The organism is Nostoc mirabile CHAB5784 (assembly GCF_020829645.1).
GTDB lineage: Bacteria > Cyanobacteriota > Cyanobacteriia > Cyanobacteriales > Nostocaceae > Nostoc > Nostoc mirabile.
In genome coordinates this window covers 1-14,118 of record NZ_JAIVFS010000007.1, presented here as the reverse complement: position 1 = coordinate 14,118, position 14,118 = coordinate 1, and the positions used below count along the sequence as shown (strand labels likewise).

The window sequence follows — 14,118 nt, the reverse complement described above, 5'->3', positions numbered from 1 at the left end:
AAGTCAGAAGAACCCACTAGGTGTTTCCTAATTCTAGTTCCTTCTAGCAAAAGCCTCTCGCTCTCACAAATTAAGGTTTCCCAGAATTACCTTCTGATTGAACAAGCAGGGGCATAACTCAATACAGTTCAGTTAGCGCCAAAAACCATAAACTGCGTAGGTTGGGGAGCCACTGCGCCCTTGCGGTTTCCCGACTTGAAGCAAGTGGCGTTGGAGGAACGAAACCCAACCTACGACGCGGGTTTGTTGGGTAACACTTAAGTTCCACCCAACCTACGATTATCCTTAACTTGGGGTTGGGAAAGCGAAAATGCTAACTAGTCCACTTTCCCTGTCCATAATTCAGAGCATTCCAAGTCCAAGAAAGCTGTTATGGATTTTTGCAATTGCGAAAACCATAGCCATTTCATCCGTTGGCGGTCTTGTGCTAAAACGCACCACTCTGTAGCAACGTAAAGACTTTGAACTGTGCGGTAAGTTTATAATCGTTGACCAGTTGCTCCCAATCATAGCCAAAAACACCATTGCTGATGAGATTTGCATGATATTCACGCAAAATATGCATTTGTGTTTATCTATGGTTTTATTTACATCAAGCATAAATTCAGGAGCTTCTAATTTCCTGAGATTAGTGTAGAATGTGGATTGTAATTTTCAGATTTAACTATTTAATCATATAAATAACGTATAGCAATCTTAAATAATTCGTGAAAATCTCTCTTGATTCTCTCGGCGTCTGGAGCGATCGCCTACGGCAAGCCACTCGGTGTTTACGTTATAAAAAATTATTTCTCATAAGTTAGATAGGATTACTATACCAAAAGCAGATGCGATCGCAGCTACTTTTAACAATTTTCAAAAGTATTTAATTCCATCTAAAATAACCTGGTGATTGAAAATAAAAATAGCGTAGTTGCAGAAGCAAGCTACGCCCATTATGTATGATGAATTAGCAAGATAAAGTGCTGCTTTCGCTTCCAGTCCACTGTAGGCGAAAGCAGGTGGAAAACATTCATAATTTTCTTCAAAAACCCAGCACCTGCATTGATTTTTCAAGTACTTCTTTGGGGCGAAATGGTTTAGTTAGATATAAATCTGCACCAACCTCAATTCCTTTTTGTTTATCAAATTCCTGTCCCTTCGCTGTCAAGATTATAATGTAGATATCAGTCATTTGCAGTTCGTGTTTAACAATATGACAAACTTGCAGACCATTCATTTTAGGCATCATCACATCGAGAAAAACTAGATTTGGTTTTTCAGTTTTAATAGTTTCGAGAGCTTCTTCTCCATTTTTAGCAGTTAGAAGTTCAACACCTTCGTCTTCTAATGCTTCTAGGGCTTGTTCCATCAAAATCAAGATATTGGGTTCATCGTCAACAATTAGAATTTTCTGAGTCATAAAATTAGAGAGTGGGGAGTGGGGAGTGGGTTAAAATAATTTTTTACCAGTACAGAGTCGCAGCGATTACTGTTCAGACAGCATAATAAAAAATACATTTTCCAACTCCTTTTCAAACCGTAGGGTTTTCACCAAATCGGCTTCTTGAGAGAAGATAGAATCGATGATGATCATGTCAGGTTTGGCTGACAGGGCTTTATGAATGCATTCTTGCGGATCAGAGGCTTCAATCACGCTGTATCCCTGAGTTTGCAGTACATCTGATAGGGTTTTTAAGGCTGATGCATTTTTATCTACAACCAATACCTTTTTACTAGAAGTACCCTGGTAAAGCAGTGAGCCAATTTCGTTCAGGAGTTTCTCTGTGTCAATGGGCTTGGTGAGATAGCGATCAATGCCAATATGATAGCCCCGTTCTTTGTTTTCAATAATTGACAGAATGATGATCGGAATGTCTGCGGTTTGAGGATCATTTTTGAGGACGGCTGCCACATCAAAGCCGTTGATTTGGGGCATCATCACGTCTAAGAGAATCAGATCGGGACGGGCTGTTTTGATTTGATGAATTGCATCCATGCCGTCCTTTCCTTCCCGAACATTGTAGCCTTCGTTTTCCAATTGTTGACGGAGCAGTTCTCGAATGTTAGCGTCATCATCTACAACCAAAATGGTTTTACGGTTTTGGTTCAGCACAGGGTTTTTGGTGATGACGTGTTCTTTGAGTTGTTTGACTAGCGTATCCAGATTCAGATTAGCAGTGGTTTTTTGATCGCTGGTGTATGTGGGAATGATAAATGAGAATACGCTGCCGTTACCTGGTTCACTTTCAACCCAGATTCTACCGCCGTGATGATCGACGATTTGTTTACAAATGGGCAGCCCTAATCCTGTACCTTTGGGTTTGTCGGTGAGGGTGTCGCCAACTTGGCGGAATTTCTCGAACACTTTTGGCTGGTCTTCAGGTGCAATCCCAATGCCTGTGTCGATGACGCTGATGCAAACACCGTCGTTTCCTTGTTTGACGCGGCAGGTGACACAACCAGATTCGGTAAACTTAACGGCATTGGAAATTAGGTTGATTAAAACTTGCAGCAGACGATTGCGATCGCCTACTATCTGAGGCAGTCCAGGTTCAATCTCGCACACCAACTGCAAGCCATTGGTTTCAAATAACCCGGCGGTAGAATTGGTTGCCCAATCGAGTAATTCGCTGGGATCGAGGGGCTGCATCTGCCATTCCACCTTACCTGCTTCCATCTTGGCGATGTCTAAGACATCGTTAATCAAAGATGTAAGCCGTTCTGCTTCCGACACAATAATGTTGAGATTGTCAGCCACTCGCTTAATCGTTTTCTGAAGCTTGCGGTCTTCGGTACAAATCATTGGGAACACATCGGTTTGCAGCTTTTCTTGAATGATGGAGGCAAAACCGAGAACAGAAGTCAGTGGCGTTCGTAGTTCATGGGAAACTGTTGAGATGAAGTCGGTTTTCATCTGGTCGATTTCCTTTTCTGCCGTCACATCCCGAATCAGCAGCGCCGAACCAAAGCAGGCATCTGGTTCTGAATCTGCCGTCTTTTTGAAAATGGCGGTTGCCACTGCCTGACCAATGCGTTCCTTTGTCAGTGCAACTTCGGCAGAGAACACCTCTTTAGGATGGGACTGAGTTCGTGCTACCAGGTCTGCTAAACCAGATATCGGCAATTCTCGGTAGTGACCGTTGAGGGCGGTAGCTGTCAATCCATACATGGTTAAAAAGGCAGGATTGAAGTGGGTGATTTGTCCTGCGGTGTCTGCCACTAACAAACCATCTGCTAAGTTATCTAAAATAGCATTTAACCCCTGCGCTTCTGCTAGGGTATTTTGCAGGGCAGCCGTCCGCTCTGCAACTCTGGCTTCCAGTTCTTGATTCAGTTGCCGCAGAGCGATTTCTGCTTGTTTGCGAGCAGTGATATCGGTATTGATTTCTAGCACAGCGCAGGGCTGACCAGAGATGTCTCGTTGCAAAGTCCATCGACTCTGGACGGTAATCAGTCTGCCATCATGGGTGAGGTGTTCCACTTCTCCTTCCCAATTTCCTTGCTCTAATAACTCTGCGACAATTTCTTCCTTTGGCTTTAGAAAAGTTTTTTTGATAAAAGCTTGAATGCATTGGTCTTTTACTTCCTCACGCGTCCAACCGTAGAGCCTTTCAGCACCCTGATTCCAGTGAGAGATTTTGTCGCTCATGTCGCGCACAATGATCGCATCGCTGGAATGATTTAACATATCCAATAAACGTTGATTTTCAGCTTCTGCCTGCTTGCGATCGTGAATATCGGTGCAAGCGCCAATCCATTCCCGAATACTGCCGTCTTCTTCTAGGACGGGGGCACCACAGACAGAGAAGTAGCGGTATGTGCCATCCTTGCCACGCAGCCGATATTCGGTTTGGTAGATACCTCGGTTTGCCACAGCAGCATTCCAAGCCTCTGTGGAGCTGGCACGGTCATGGGGGTGAATCGGATCGAGCCAGCCCCAACCCTCAACTTCAGCTTCGCTCTGCCCCGTATAGGCCATCCAGGTGAGCATTTCCCTACTTATTCCCAGCCCTTCCGGGGTAGCTCCCCAGATAATCTGTGAAGTAGCAGTTACTAAGGAGCGATATCGTTCTTTAAGACGCTGATTTTCGGCTTCTGCCAGCTTGCGATCGTGAATATTGGTGCAGGTGCCAATCCATTCTCGAACGCTACCGTCTGCTTCTAGGATGGGGGTGCCACAGACAAAAAAGTAGCGGTATGTGCCATCCTTGCCACGCAGCCGATATTCGGTTTGAAAGAGACTCTGATTCGCCACAGCAGTACTCCAGGCTTGGGCTGTGCGAGTACGGTCATCAGGGTAAATCGGCTCGAGCCAGCCTAAATCCTCGATTTCATCTGCACTCTGACCTGTATACGCTAACCAGGTAAGCATTTCACTGCTTACCCCCAGTCCTTCAGGTGTAGTCACCCAGACAATTTGTGAAGTGGCAGTTACTAAAGAGCGATACCGTTGTTCTAGATACTGCTTTTCGGCTTCTGCCAGCTTGCGATCGTGAATATCGGTGCAGGTGCCAATCCATTCCCGAACGCTACCATCATCTTCAATGACGGGGGCACCCCAGACCCAAAAGTAGCGATAGTTGCCATCCTTGCCCCGAATTCGGTATTCAATTTGATACATGCTCAGGTTTGCTACGGCAACACCCCAGGCTTCTCCGGTATACCCACGATCATCGGGATGTACAGCATCAATCCAGCCCCCATTTTCCGCTTCAGCTAAACTTTGACCTGTGTAGGCGATCCAGTCTGTCAATTCAAAGCAAATTCCTTCTGGTGTGCTGACCCAGATAATTTGTGTGTTAGTTTTGACCAGAGAGCGGTATCGTGCTTCGCTCTGTTTCAAGATTTTTTCGGAGTGTTGACGTTCCTGCTGGACACGCTTGAGGTCGCTAATATCTTCCACACTTGACCAGATCAGGCGCTCTCCATCCTTGTCAATCATGAGTCCGGAGACCCTGACTGGAACGAGATGCCCGTTTTTGTGGATGAACTCCTTCTCATAGGGACCGTAGCGACCAGTCCGTTCTAAATTCTCTAGCACGGCTTGCTCGGCGACATAGTTTTCCGGAGTAATTTGCCAGTAGTTGAGATTCAAGGTTTCTGAAACAGTGCGCCCCAAAATGGCAGCATAGGCGGGGTTGATGTTAATTAGCGTCCCATCTGTTCGGCATAGTACTAGCCCAACAGGACATTGTTCAAATAGGTGACTGTTGTATTCATCAAGTTGGTTAAACATGGTTGAGGTTTCTTTTAATGGCGTATTTGGGTAGGGTTAGAACAACAGAACCAAGACAACAAAGTGGCGTAAAGCCTTAACGAAATTGGGTGGCGTTGGAACATCTGGTAAATTTGATCGGGTGATGCACCTTCCACATTTGGATTGTGCTGTGAAAGTCGCTGGATCAATTGAGTATGGCGAATCAACAAATCCGTCGGTTTGAGCATTGGAGTTGTTGATGGAATGAAGCCATCGGTATCGGGAGTATGGGATGATTCGGTTGTGGGAGTTGGCAAGGCAGAAGTGCAATTCTCCTCAACAGCCGCGTCCACCACTGCACAATTTACCGGAATCTGAATCCAGAATTCTGTCCCTTCACCTGGTTGAGAACGACACTTGAGCATTCCCCTATGTTTGTCTACAACAATTTGGTAGCTGATTGCCATGCCTAACCCGGTTCCCTTACCAACATCTTTCGTGGTGAAGAAGGGATCGTAAATGCGGCGGATTACCTCCTCTTTCATGCCTGGGCCGTTGTCGGCAATGCGAATCACAACCCACTGGTTGTCGAGGACTTCAGTACGAATGGTGATTTGGGCAGTAGGGGGGGATATTTCTTCATTGCTCATTCCCTCCTCTAAAGCATCAATGGCATTTGCCAGGATGTTCATAAACACCTGATTTAACTGTCCGGGGTAGCATTCAATCAGGGGAACTTTGGCATAGTCTTTAACAATTTCAATTTTCGGTCGGCGAATAGCCGCTTTCAGGCGATGGTGAAGAATCATCAGCGTCCCGTCGATGCCATCGTGGATGTTGACGGCTTTCATTTCAGCTTCGTCATGGCGGGAGAAATTTTTCAGGGATTGGACAATTTCAACGATGCGACTTGTGCCCAGTTTCATCGAATCTAGCAGTTTGGGGAGATCCTGCATGATAAATTCCAGGTCTATATTGTCTAACTCTGATTCCAGTTCTGGAGGAGCAACAGGTAGGAATTTCTGATAGTTTTCCAACAGGTGCAACAAGTCTTGGGAGTATTCGGCAACATACTTTAAATTGCCGCAAATAAAGTTAACCGGGTTGTTGATTTCGTGGGCAACTCCGGCAATGAGTTGTCCGAGACTGGACATTTTTTCGCTTTGGATTAACTGAGTTTGGGCTAATTGCAACTCATGGAGAGCTTGCTGAAGCTTCTGTGTTTGGGCTTTTGCCTGGACGGCTGCTTGAGTGCTTTGCTCGTAAAGCACAGCTTTGTCAATGGCGATCGCACTTTGAGAGGCAAAGATACTCACAAGTTTCAGGTGTTCAGCCTTGTATGAGTCAGGTTTGGGCGTCCCAATAGCGATCGCTCCCAAGACCCGCTCCTTGGCTCGCAACGGTACACAAATCAATGCGCTAACGTTTTTTTGCCCCTCTAATCGAGGATCGGCTTGCACATCATTGACCAGTTCTGCCCGGTTGGATTCCACAATGTTGCCAATAATTCCCTTACCTGGTTCCGGCTGACTGTGGTCAAAAAAGACTCCAAATTCAGCAATGATTTCAAACGCAGTTGCATCTGGACTCAAAAGCAGAATCATCCCCGCAGATGATTCAATTAATTGTCTCAATTCCTGAAGCACGAGTTGGGCAATCTGTCGAGTATCCAAACTTGTTGTCAGTTGAGTCGAGATATCCTCAAACAAATCAATTTCCTGGTATCGCTCCAGCAATTCTTTGGCGAGTACTTTCTTCTCAGCTTCCTGCTTTGCCAGAAAGGAGAGCAAAGTCGCAAGTAGAGTTGCCTGTTCTTCCCCAACAACCCAACCGATGATTTCTCCTGATACCTCGATTGGAAATCGATTTTTTGCAGTTTGCTCCCCAATGCTAATCAGTTTCGTGCCGTCAACCAGTTCAACATCAATTGCAATGTTCAACTGGTTGACCAAGTTATGAAGGAGAGATGGCAACTCTTTTTTGTTAAGAATCTTTCTGAGGCTAACTGCGGACATGAAACACCTCATAAGCAGCAGGTTGTAAATTGACCGCATTCAACGAAGAGGCAGGGGGACTCGGGGCCCCCACGGAGTGGGGATTGGGGGAGAGGGGGCTAAAAGCTTGGGGAAATGACTCCATCAAGAACTGCCGTGGAATGAAAGGAGGAACATGGGTTTGACTCCCCCAAAAAAGCAAGCGTGGTTCTCGTAAAGAGCGGGAAGCTAATGCAACAGGTGGGGTGGTCACTGAGCAACGTCGAAGTGCTACATCCCAATTCTTTTCTATCCCCCTTGCTCCCTGCTCCCTGCTCCCTTGCCTCAAGTTCAAGCCAACCGGGTTATTAATTTTATCTGCCTCCTGCCTCCTGCTTACTTCACCATAGCTATCCATACGCCTTCGGATAAGTAAGCTACGCCCAGCATCTCCGGAAAAGAGAGAAATTGTCATAAAAATCTAGGGATATAAGAATTTACTAATTAAGACTAGTTTTCCCAAAAAGATGGGCGATATAACACCGAAGTTGAGCATTAGCAAATATATTTAAACTCCTTACCAGAGGCGTCTTTGGGTCTGCGTAACTCGCTTATTTTTTGATGAGTTATAGAAAAACATAAGTAAAGCTTTCATAATTATAGAAAGGCATAGATTTAACTTTATGGTCAATTGATGTCTTTTGTTACGACTAGTCGAAAATTGGGAATCAGCTTTTTTGAGTATGTAGGTAAGCGCAATCCGCTCTTTGGCAAAAAATAAATAGTGTACAAAAAAAGCTGCGATCGCAGCTTTTTTTGTTAATTTTAAAAAGTATTTAGGTAAGCGGTAGCTTCACCTAGATCCGAGAGTAGCGAAAACGAAGTCTGAGTAGCCGAAGCCAGCGTAACCACATTTGTGCAGGTTGTTCAAAGAACGTGAAAATATCACCGAAACCCAAATTAGTTTTGTGATGGTGCAACCAGTGTCTCTCAGGAGTAGTAATAAATAGAATTTGGCATAAAATATTGCCAGCCTTTGAAGTTTGCCAACCTAGCACACTTATGTGTCTCCACCATACATGAAACTGACCAAGCAGTAATCCAGAGATAACGCCGATGGGAGAGAAAGGCCACAAGACAACTGCTACAAGTACATAAGGCAAAGCTCCCAAGATACCATCTAAAAGAACCTGGGGATTAAAAGTCAAAATAGCGTAGTGGCGGAAGTCCTTCTTCCACGAGTGGTGCGTTTTTAAATGTAGGCTACCAAAAACGTGCTCGGGTACGTGATAAAAGAATGTAGATAAAAAATCGCCAAAAAACAGTAATAACCAAGCAACAGCGATAGCCTCAAGCATTTGTACTCCTCAAGTAAGTTAAGAAAACTCCACAGAAAATATGCAAATTTTACGCTGTAGGCGTAGACACCTCATTTTCTACTATGCAAGCATCATCTGTGCATTTCATGGGTCTACACTCCAGTTAATTTGGCTCAGAGTATATGTAATTGGGTGAGTTGCAGTTTCATGAATCTACAATCCTTAATGCAGTAAACAGCAACTCGTAAGAACCTCCAATTTGGCTTTTAACTCTGGATTAATGGTCGCAATACATCTAAATTCCGATAGGAATACTGTATTTAACCATAGTTACTACATAATCTTCTTACTAAGGCATACAGCTTAAGCAAAGGTTAAGTTAAAATTAGTACAAATTTAGGTTAAGGCGTTATTCAGTATTATTAATACTAAGCTGATTGCAATTAAGCTTTAATTAAAAATCTAATCAGAACGATAGAAATAGGCATTCTGCCAAGATAACGTGGGTTATCAAGGTGAGGAAAGCTGCTTGACAATTAAATTAAGAAGCGGCAAAATTTGGATCATCTAGAATTAACTAGATGCCATAATAGTAGGCTATAAATCAGCATCATCCTCTCTTTAAATTCCCGGATGATTTGCTCCTCCTGGCTCCTTCAATTACAACTTGTCCTCTTGAAAAGGTATCTCGGCATATCCCAAATTTAGTTTACTTTCCAGTTTGGAAGGTAAAATCAGGGTTTGAAGCTATGATTACACGATTTATCTGTTTCAGCATGAACAAAAAATGGGCCGTCAAACGAATCACTATAAACCTGGCATCAAATGAAGCCAAGAACCTTGAAAAGTATTGTGAACAGACAGGCAGACCAGCAACGGATGTGATTCGAGAACTGATTCGAGCTTTGCCACTGATAAAATAAAAGTAGATATGCGAACCATTTCGCCTTGGTTCATTCTCAAGATATAAGCATTAGAATCTGGTTGAATTGGAGGTGTTAAATTAACGAGTGGTAATTTTTTGTGAGGATTGAGAGGGACGTAAAAATTGAGTGAAGGTGTGCTACGCCCGCCGTAAACGAGTGCAGCACGCCGAAAACAAGATACGGTTGTTTTTGGCGACATTCGCGATATTTTACATCAGCAGTTTGAGCGCTTGTCAGATTTAGAAAAAGACATAATGTACTGGCTAGCGATTAATCGGGAGTCGATTACACTCTCACAATTGCGAGATAATAATATTATATTACCAGTACCATCAGCAAAATTACTAGAGGCTGTGGAATCTTTATTGAGCGATCGCTAGCAAAATATGCCTCAATGGCTGCAAAAGCTGCTCCAGCTTCTTGGCGAAAGTGCAGCACCTGGATGGGACTTTGATGTAACGCAGCCCACACTGGGGCGCTGAACTTTGTCGAAGTGCGGGCTGCGCCAACACAGATGGGTTCACCCCTCTTTTGGTTTGTGAAAACTGAACACTATTAATCAAGCTCTGGAGTATAAAAAGTGATTGACTTCAATCAGTACAAGGCTTTAACTTTCGATTGTTATGGAACCCTGATTGATTGGGAAAACGGTATCTTAGGGGTGCTAAAGCCACTTCTGCTGGCACATAACACTAATTTGGATGACGATCAAATTCTGGAACTGTTTGCTCAATTTGAAGCAGAACTCGAAATTGGAGAATATATCAAATATCGAGAAGTTTTGACAAGAGTAGTCCAGAAATTTGGTGAACGATTTGGCTTTGAGCCAACTGCTGAGGAAATAAATTCACTTGCTGATTCGATTCAGCATTGGCTGCCTTTCCCTGATACAGTTGAGGCACTTAAAATCCTCAAGCAAAAGTTTAAGCTGGTAATTATCTCAAATGTAGATGACGATCTCTTTGCTTTCTCGGCAAAGCACTTGGAGGTGGAATTTGACCAGATAATCACAGCAGAACAGGCAAAAAGCTACAAACCCTCCTTAAACAACTTCAAACTGGCTATTGAAAGAATTGATTTGCCGCTAGAGCAGATATTACACGTTGCTGCTAGTGTATATCACGATATCGTTACAGCCAAATCTCTGGGAATATCAACAGTCTGGGTAAACCGTCGAGCAGTCCAAAAAAGACCCCCCACCACAGGTTCAGCAATAAGTCAACCTGACTTAGAAGTGCCGGATTTAAAAACTCTCGCTGCTTTGAGTTCATAGTAATTGGCTAATCTTGATTTAACCACGGGAGGAACAAAAAGTAGCATCCAAAAAGTATTCATAAGTATGGCTTACGCGCTCGTATATTACCTAAATATCAACACAAAGCGGATCAATAAATTTAGGCAGAAATATGATCCGCAAGTTGATTTAATTGAACCGCACATCACCCTGGTGTTTCCCCTACTGCAATCTATTGATGAAGATAGTCTTACTCTTCATATTAAGAGCATCCTGAGTACGTGGAAACCATTTCCTATTCATCTAAAGGGATTACAAAAATCATGGGATGAATATCTGTTCTTGATGGTTCAGGAAGGAAAGGAAGATATTATCAAATTACATAATGAATTATATACGGGTATATTGGCTGAATATTGCAGAGAAAATCCACCCTTTGTTCCACATCTAACGCTAGGAGTGTTTAGTGAAAATAGAGTTCAATACGCACAAGCCTTGGAAGAAGCACAGGAGTTAGATTTAGATTATCGTTGTATGGTGGACAAACTAAGTTTGTTGAAGATTATTGATGTGAATAGACAAATAGTTTGGAGTGAAGAATATATAATATCAATACGCTTGGGTTAGGACTTGATCCTCCCTAACCCTCCTTAAAAAGGAGGGAATTAGAGTAAGCATTTTCTAAGGGCAGTCAGCGCAGCATTGGTGTCAAGTTAAGAAAATTAGAGTCTTGTCAAGAGGGTAAAACTCAATGGTTAAACTCAATGGTTAAACTCAACACAAGGGTGTTGATTTGAGCCATGAGTAAACCACGGAAAAAACAAGGAAATCCAGATTTTCGGCATTGAATGAGAAGTCCTGCTGAATTCTGAATTCAGAATTGGTGAATACCCCATGTCTGAAGTCAGAGGTTTCGCAAAAAAAAAGAATTTAATATCACGCGCGTTTAAAATCGCTTGCTCTAAACCTCTCTTATACATCCAGTCGCTACAAATCCCCAAGCTGGATTCTGGCTCAAGAATTGCTGAATTCTTCTTCGGTAACTTCTGATTGAAAGATTTGCAGGAGCGTTGCCCATGCGTATTGTTGAACCGTCCTCATGAAAAACAACATCTTTCACCCAGTGAAGGCGATTTTCGATACCCCAATGTCCGCGAATACCACCAGCAAATTCCTTTGCCGTGCAAAGCGGGCTACTGAGATAACAAACAATCTCGTGATATTTCTTTCCCTTTCTCCTTCCAACTCTTTCTGACCACTAACACCAAAGCTCAAACCAAGCCGTAACTGAGAAATTGGGATTTCCTTTTAGGGCAGAGTACATCGCAGAACTTTTCGGTCTACTGAAAGTCGTCAGTCACCATCTTCCTAGAATTAATGAAATTTAATTGCAATAAGCAAAAATTTGGTGTAAGCTTTTTTTTAAGTTATTGCATAAGATTCTCAACAAATCTAGATAGGTGTAAAATGACAATTTCTACAAGTCCGTTGTCGGTGGAGCAAGACCTCGCCGACTCGCCTTGGTGGGCTGGTAACGCAAGGCTGACTAACTTATCGGGGAAATTACTAGGCGCTCATGTTGCTCATGCTGGTCTGATAGTTTTCTGGGCAGGAGCCATGACTTTATTTGAGCTAGCCCATTTAAATCCAGCAAACCCGATGTACGAACAAGGCTTAATTTTGCTACCTCACCTAGCTGCTCAAGGTTGGGGTGTAGGTGCAGAGGGTGCAGTTTTGGATACTTATCCCTATTTCGTAATCGGAGCTTTACATCTGATTTCCTCAGCCTTTCTAGGCTTTGGAGGAATCTTTCATTCCCTACGTGGCCCCGAAAAATTAGAGGGCAGAGTTCCTTTCTTCGGCTACGATTGGGCAGATACGGGCAAAATGACTACAATTCTTGGTATTCACCTGGTTTTACTAGGTTTTGGAGCATTCTTGTTAGTTGTCAAAGCAATGTACTTTGGTGGTTTGTACGACCCCAATATTGAAGATGTGCGGGTAATTACAAATCCGACATTAAACCCAGGTGTCATTTTTGGCTATCTGTTTGGCGGAATTAGTAAATTCTGGATTGCTGGTGTTGACAACCTTGAAGATGTGATTGGCGGTCACATTTGGGTTGGTGCGATATTGATTTTCGGTGGATTTTTCCACATTGTCACTAAGCCCTTTACCTGGACGCATCCACTATTTGTTTGGTCTGGAGAAGCTTACCTCTCATACAGTCTGGGCGCTTTAGCACTGATGGGTTTTATTGCAACTCTCTTCGTATCGGTAAACACTACTGTTTATCCCGAAGTTTTTTATGGTCCCGCACTCGTGGTTAGACAGAATATCGTGCCGTACTTTTCATCACCCGATCCTGACCTTGTAACTGCCCGGACTTGGTTAGCTAATGCCCATTTTTGGTTAGCTTTCTTCTTTCTCCAAGGTCATATCTGGCACGCCTTGCGGGCGCGTGGGTTCGATTTTCGCAAAGGTAGGGTGAGTCAGGAGGCGGTAATTCCACAACCAATTAGCTAAATTCAATTTAATGCAATAAATTTGCAATTATCTTGAAATAAAAGCTCAATAATATTGCTAAAAATTCTCAAGGAGTTCTGAAAATGACAGCAGTAATTGAAGATAGCCCATATAAGCAACAGATACCTGATGTTGGTTGGTGGGCTGGTAACTTTCGTCTCACTAATTTATCGGGAAAATTACTAGGCGCTCATATTGCCCATTCTGCATTGATTTTGTTATGGGCTGGAGGGATGACGCTGTTTGAATTGTCGCGCTTCAACCCTAATGAGCCAATGTATGAGCAAGGGTTAATCATACTACCTCATCTAGCAACTCTGGGTTTTGGTGTTGGTGCTGGCGGGCAAGTTATTAGCACGTATCCATACTTCGTAATCAGCGTCTTGCATCTGATACCTTCAGTAATTCTGGCAGCTGGTGGTATTTACCACTCTCTGCTGGGGCCAGAGGTGTTAGAAGACAATCCTACTTGGGCTGGCTTTTTTGGCTATGACTGGAAGGATAAGGACAAGATGACTACAATCTTGGGCATTCACCTAACGCTTTTAGGTTTAGGTGCTTTAGCTTTGGTTGCCAAAGCAATGTTTTGGGGTGGACTATTTGACCCCTGGGCTGCTGGCGGTGGAGACGTAAGGATAATCAATCATCCGACGCTCAACCCATTCCGCATCTTTGGCTATCTGTTTGGGGTTTGGGGATCAGACGGAATGGCAGCTGTCGATAACTTGGAAGATGTTGTCGGCGGTCACATCTGGGTTGGTTTGATGCTAATTGGCGGTGGTATTTTCCATATCTTGACTAAGCCATTTGCCTGGGCGCGACAAGTTTTAATTTAACGTGAGTTCGATGGAACTAAAAAATCGCAGGAGGTAGAGCAGGTAAATCTTTCGGGGAAATGTCAATACCAGGTTTTTTGGGTAAATAGGTGTAGGCGGTTAAACCAGCTATCAAGTTAACCAAA

11 protein-coding genes and 4 pseudogenes are annotated in these 14,118 nt (G+C 43.5%); 6 read left to right on the top strand and 9 right to left on the bottom strand.

Annotated elements, in window-relative coordinates:
* Positions 1-427 precede the first annotated feature (427 nt).
* The 6 genes from LC653_RS07125 to LC653_RS07100 form a co-directional block, all read right to left on the bottom strand.
* The gene (locus tag LC653_RS07125) at positions 428-565 is read right to left on the bottom strand and encodes a hypothetical protein (RefSeq protein WP_229493695.1); all 138 of its coding nucleotides are present in this window, start codon (positions 563-565) and stop codon (positions 428-430) included.
* A 459-nt stretch (positions 566-1,024) separates the two neighbouring features.
* On the bottom strand, positions 1,025-1,402 hold the full coding sequence (locus LC653_RS07120) for a response regulator transcription factor (protein ID WP_229493693.1): 378 nt from the start codon (positions 1,400-1,402) through the stop codon (positions 1,025-1,027).
* A 66-nt stretch (positions 1,403-1,468) separates the two neighbouring features.
* On the bottom strand, positions 1,469-5,218 hold the full coding sequence (locus LC653_RS07115) for a PAS domain S-box protein (RefSeq protein WP_229493691.1): 3,750 nt from the start codon (positions 5,216-5,218) through the stop codon (positions 1,469-1,471).
* Positions 5,219-5,232: 14 nt separating this feature from the next.
* A complete protein-coding gene (locus LC653_RS07110) occupies positions 5,233-7,194 on the bottom strand; it encodes a GAF domain-containing sensor histidine kinase (RefSeq protein WP_229493689.1) in 1,962 nt (653 codons plus the stop codon).
* Complete coding sequence (locus LC653_RS07105; RefSeq protein ID WP_229493688.1) at positions 7,181-7,627, bottom strand: hypothetical protein; 447 nt, start codon at positions 7,625-7,627, stop codon at positions 7,181-7,183. The genes LC653_RS07110 and LC653_RS07105 overlap by 14 nt, the downstream gene beginning before the upstream one ends.
* A gap of 382 nt (positions 7,628-8,009) precedes the next feature.
* Positions 8,010-8,510: a sterol desaturase family protein gene (locus tag LC653_RS07100; RefSeq protein ID WP_229493686.1), complete on the bottom strand. Its 501-nt coding sequence runs from the start codon at positions 8,508-8,510 to the stop codon at positions 8,010-8,012.
* Positions 8,511-9,247: 737 nt separating this feature from the next.
* Here LC653_RS07100 and LC653_RS07095 point away from each other — a divergent pair.
* Together LC653_RS07095 and LC653_RS07090 are read left to right on the top strand one after the other, a co-directional pair.
* Positions 9,248-9,394, top strand: coding sequence for a ribbon-helix-helix protein, CopG family (locus LC653_RS07095; RefSeq protein ID WP_229493684.1), 147 nt, complete (start codon positions 9,248-9,250; stop codon positions 9,392-9,394).
* A gap of 173 nt (positions 9,395-9,567) precedes the next feature.
* Positions 9,568-9,765, top strand: a pseudogene (locus LC653_RS07090) (hypothetical protein); the annotation flags it as partial.
* Here the strand turns inward: LC653_RS07090 and LC653_RS07085 are convergent.
* Positions 9,713-9,868, bottom strand: coding sequence for a hypothetical protein (locus tag LC653_RS07085; protein ID WP_229493682.1), 156 nt, complete (start codon positions 9,866-9,868; stop codon positions 9,713-9,715). The pseudogene LC653_RS07090 and the gene LC653_RS07085 overlap by 53 nt on opposite strands.
* A 109-nt stretch (positions 9,869-9,977) precedes the next feature.
* Between LC653_RS07085 and LC653_RS07080 the strand changes: the two genes are divergently transcribed.
* Positions 9,978-10,670: a haloacid dehalogenase type II gene (locus LC653_RS07080; RefSeq protein ID WP_229493680.1), complete on the top strand. Its 693-nt coding sequence runs from the start codon at positions 9,978-9,980 to the stop codon at positions 10,668-10,670.
* Positions 10,671-10,736: 66 nt separating this feature from the next.
* Complete coding sequence (locus tag LC653_RS07075) at positions 10,737-11,258, top strand: 2'-5' RNA ligase family protein (RefSeq protein WP_229493678.1); 522 nt, start codon at positions 10,737-10,739, stop codon at positions 11,256-11,258.
* A gap of 334 nt (positions 11,259-11,592) precedes the next feature.
* Here LC653_RS07075 and LC653_RS07070 read toward each other — a convergent pair.
* A pseudogene (locus LC653_RS07070) lies at positions 11,593-11,868 on the bottom strand (hypothetical protein); the annotation flags it as partial.
* Between the two features lie 230 nt (positions 11,869-12,098).
* Here LC653_RS07070 and LC653_RS07065 point away from each other — a divergent pair.
* Together LC653_RS07065 and LC653_RS07060 are read left to right on the top strand one after the other, a co-directional pair.
* Entirely contained in the window at positions 12,099-13,157 is a 1,059-nt protein-coding gene (locus tag LC653_RS07065; RefSeq protein ID WP_229493676.1) for a chlorophyll a/b binding light-harvesting protein, read from the top strand.
* 83 nt (positions 13,158-13,240) lie between these two features.
* Positions 13,241-13,990: pseudogene (locus LC653_RS07060) on the top strand (chlorophyll a/b binding light-harvesting protein); the annotation flags it as partial.
* Positions 13,991-14,009: 19 nt separating this feature from the next.
* Here the strand turns inward: LC653_RS07060 and LC653_RS47865 are convergent.
* Positions 14,010-14,118, bottom strand: a pseudogene (locus tag LC653_RS47865) (IS982 family transposase); the annotation flags it as partial.

Coding starts and splice junctions, on each gene's coding strand:
- LC653_RS07075 (WP_229493678.1), top strand. CDS start 10,737: ATGGCTTACGCGCTCGTATATTACCTAAATATCAACACAAAGCGGATC.
- LC653_RS07125 (WP_229493695.1), bottom strand. CDS start 565: ATGCATATTTTGCGTGAATATCATGCAAATCTCATCAGCAATGGTGTT.
- LC653_RS07100 (WP_229493686.1), bottom strand. CDS start 8,510: ATGCTTGAGGCTATCGCTGTTGCTTGGTTATTACTGTTTTTTGGCGAT.
- LC653_RS07065 (WP_229493676.1), top strand. CDS start 12,099: ATGACAATTTCTACAAGTCCGTTGTCGGTGGAGCAAGACCTCGCCGAC.
- LC653_RS07120 (WP_229493693.1), bottom strand. CDS start 1,402: ATGACTCAGAAAATTCTAATTGTTGACGATGAACCCAATATCTTGATT.
- LC653_RS07095 (WP_229493684.1), top strand. CDS start 9,248: ATGAACAAAAAATGGGCCGTCAAACGAATCACTATAAACCTGGCATCA.
- LC653_RS07110 (WP_229493689.1), bottom strand. CDS start 7,194: ATGTCCGCAGTTAGCCTCAGAAAGATTCTTAACAAAAAAGAGTTGCCA.
- LC653_RS07115 (WP_229493691.1), bottom strand. CDS start 5,218: ATGTTTAACCAACTTGATGAATACAACAGTCACCTATTTGAACAATGT.
- LC653_RS07105 (WP_229493688.1), bottom strand. CDS start 7,627: ATGACAATTTCTCTCTTTTCCGGAGATGCTGGGCGTAGCTTACTTATC.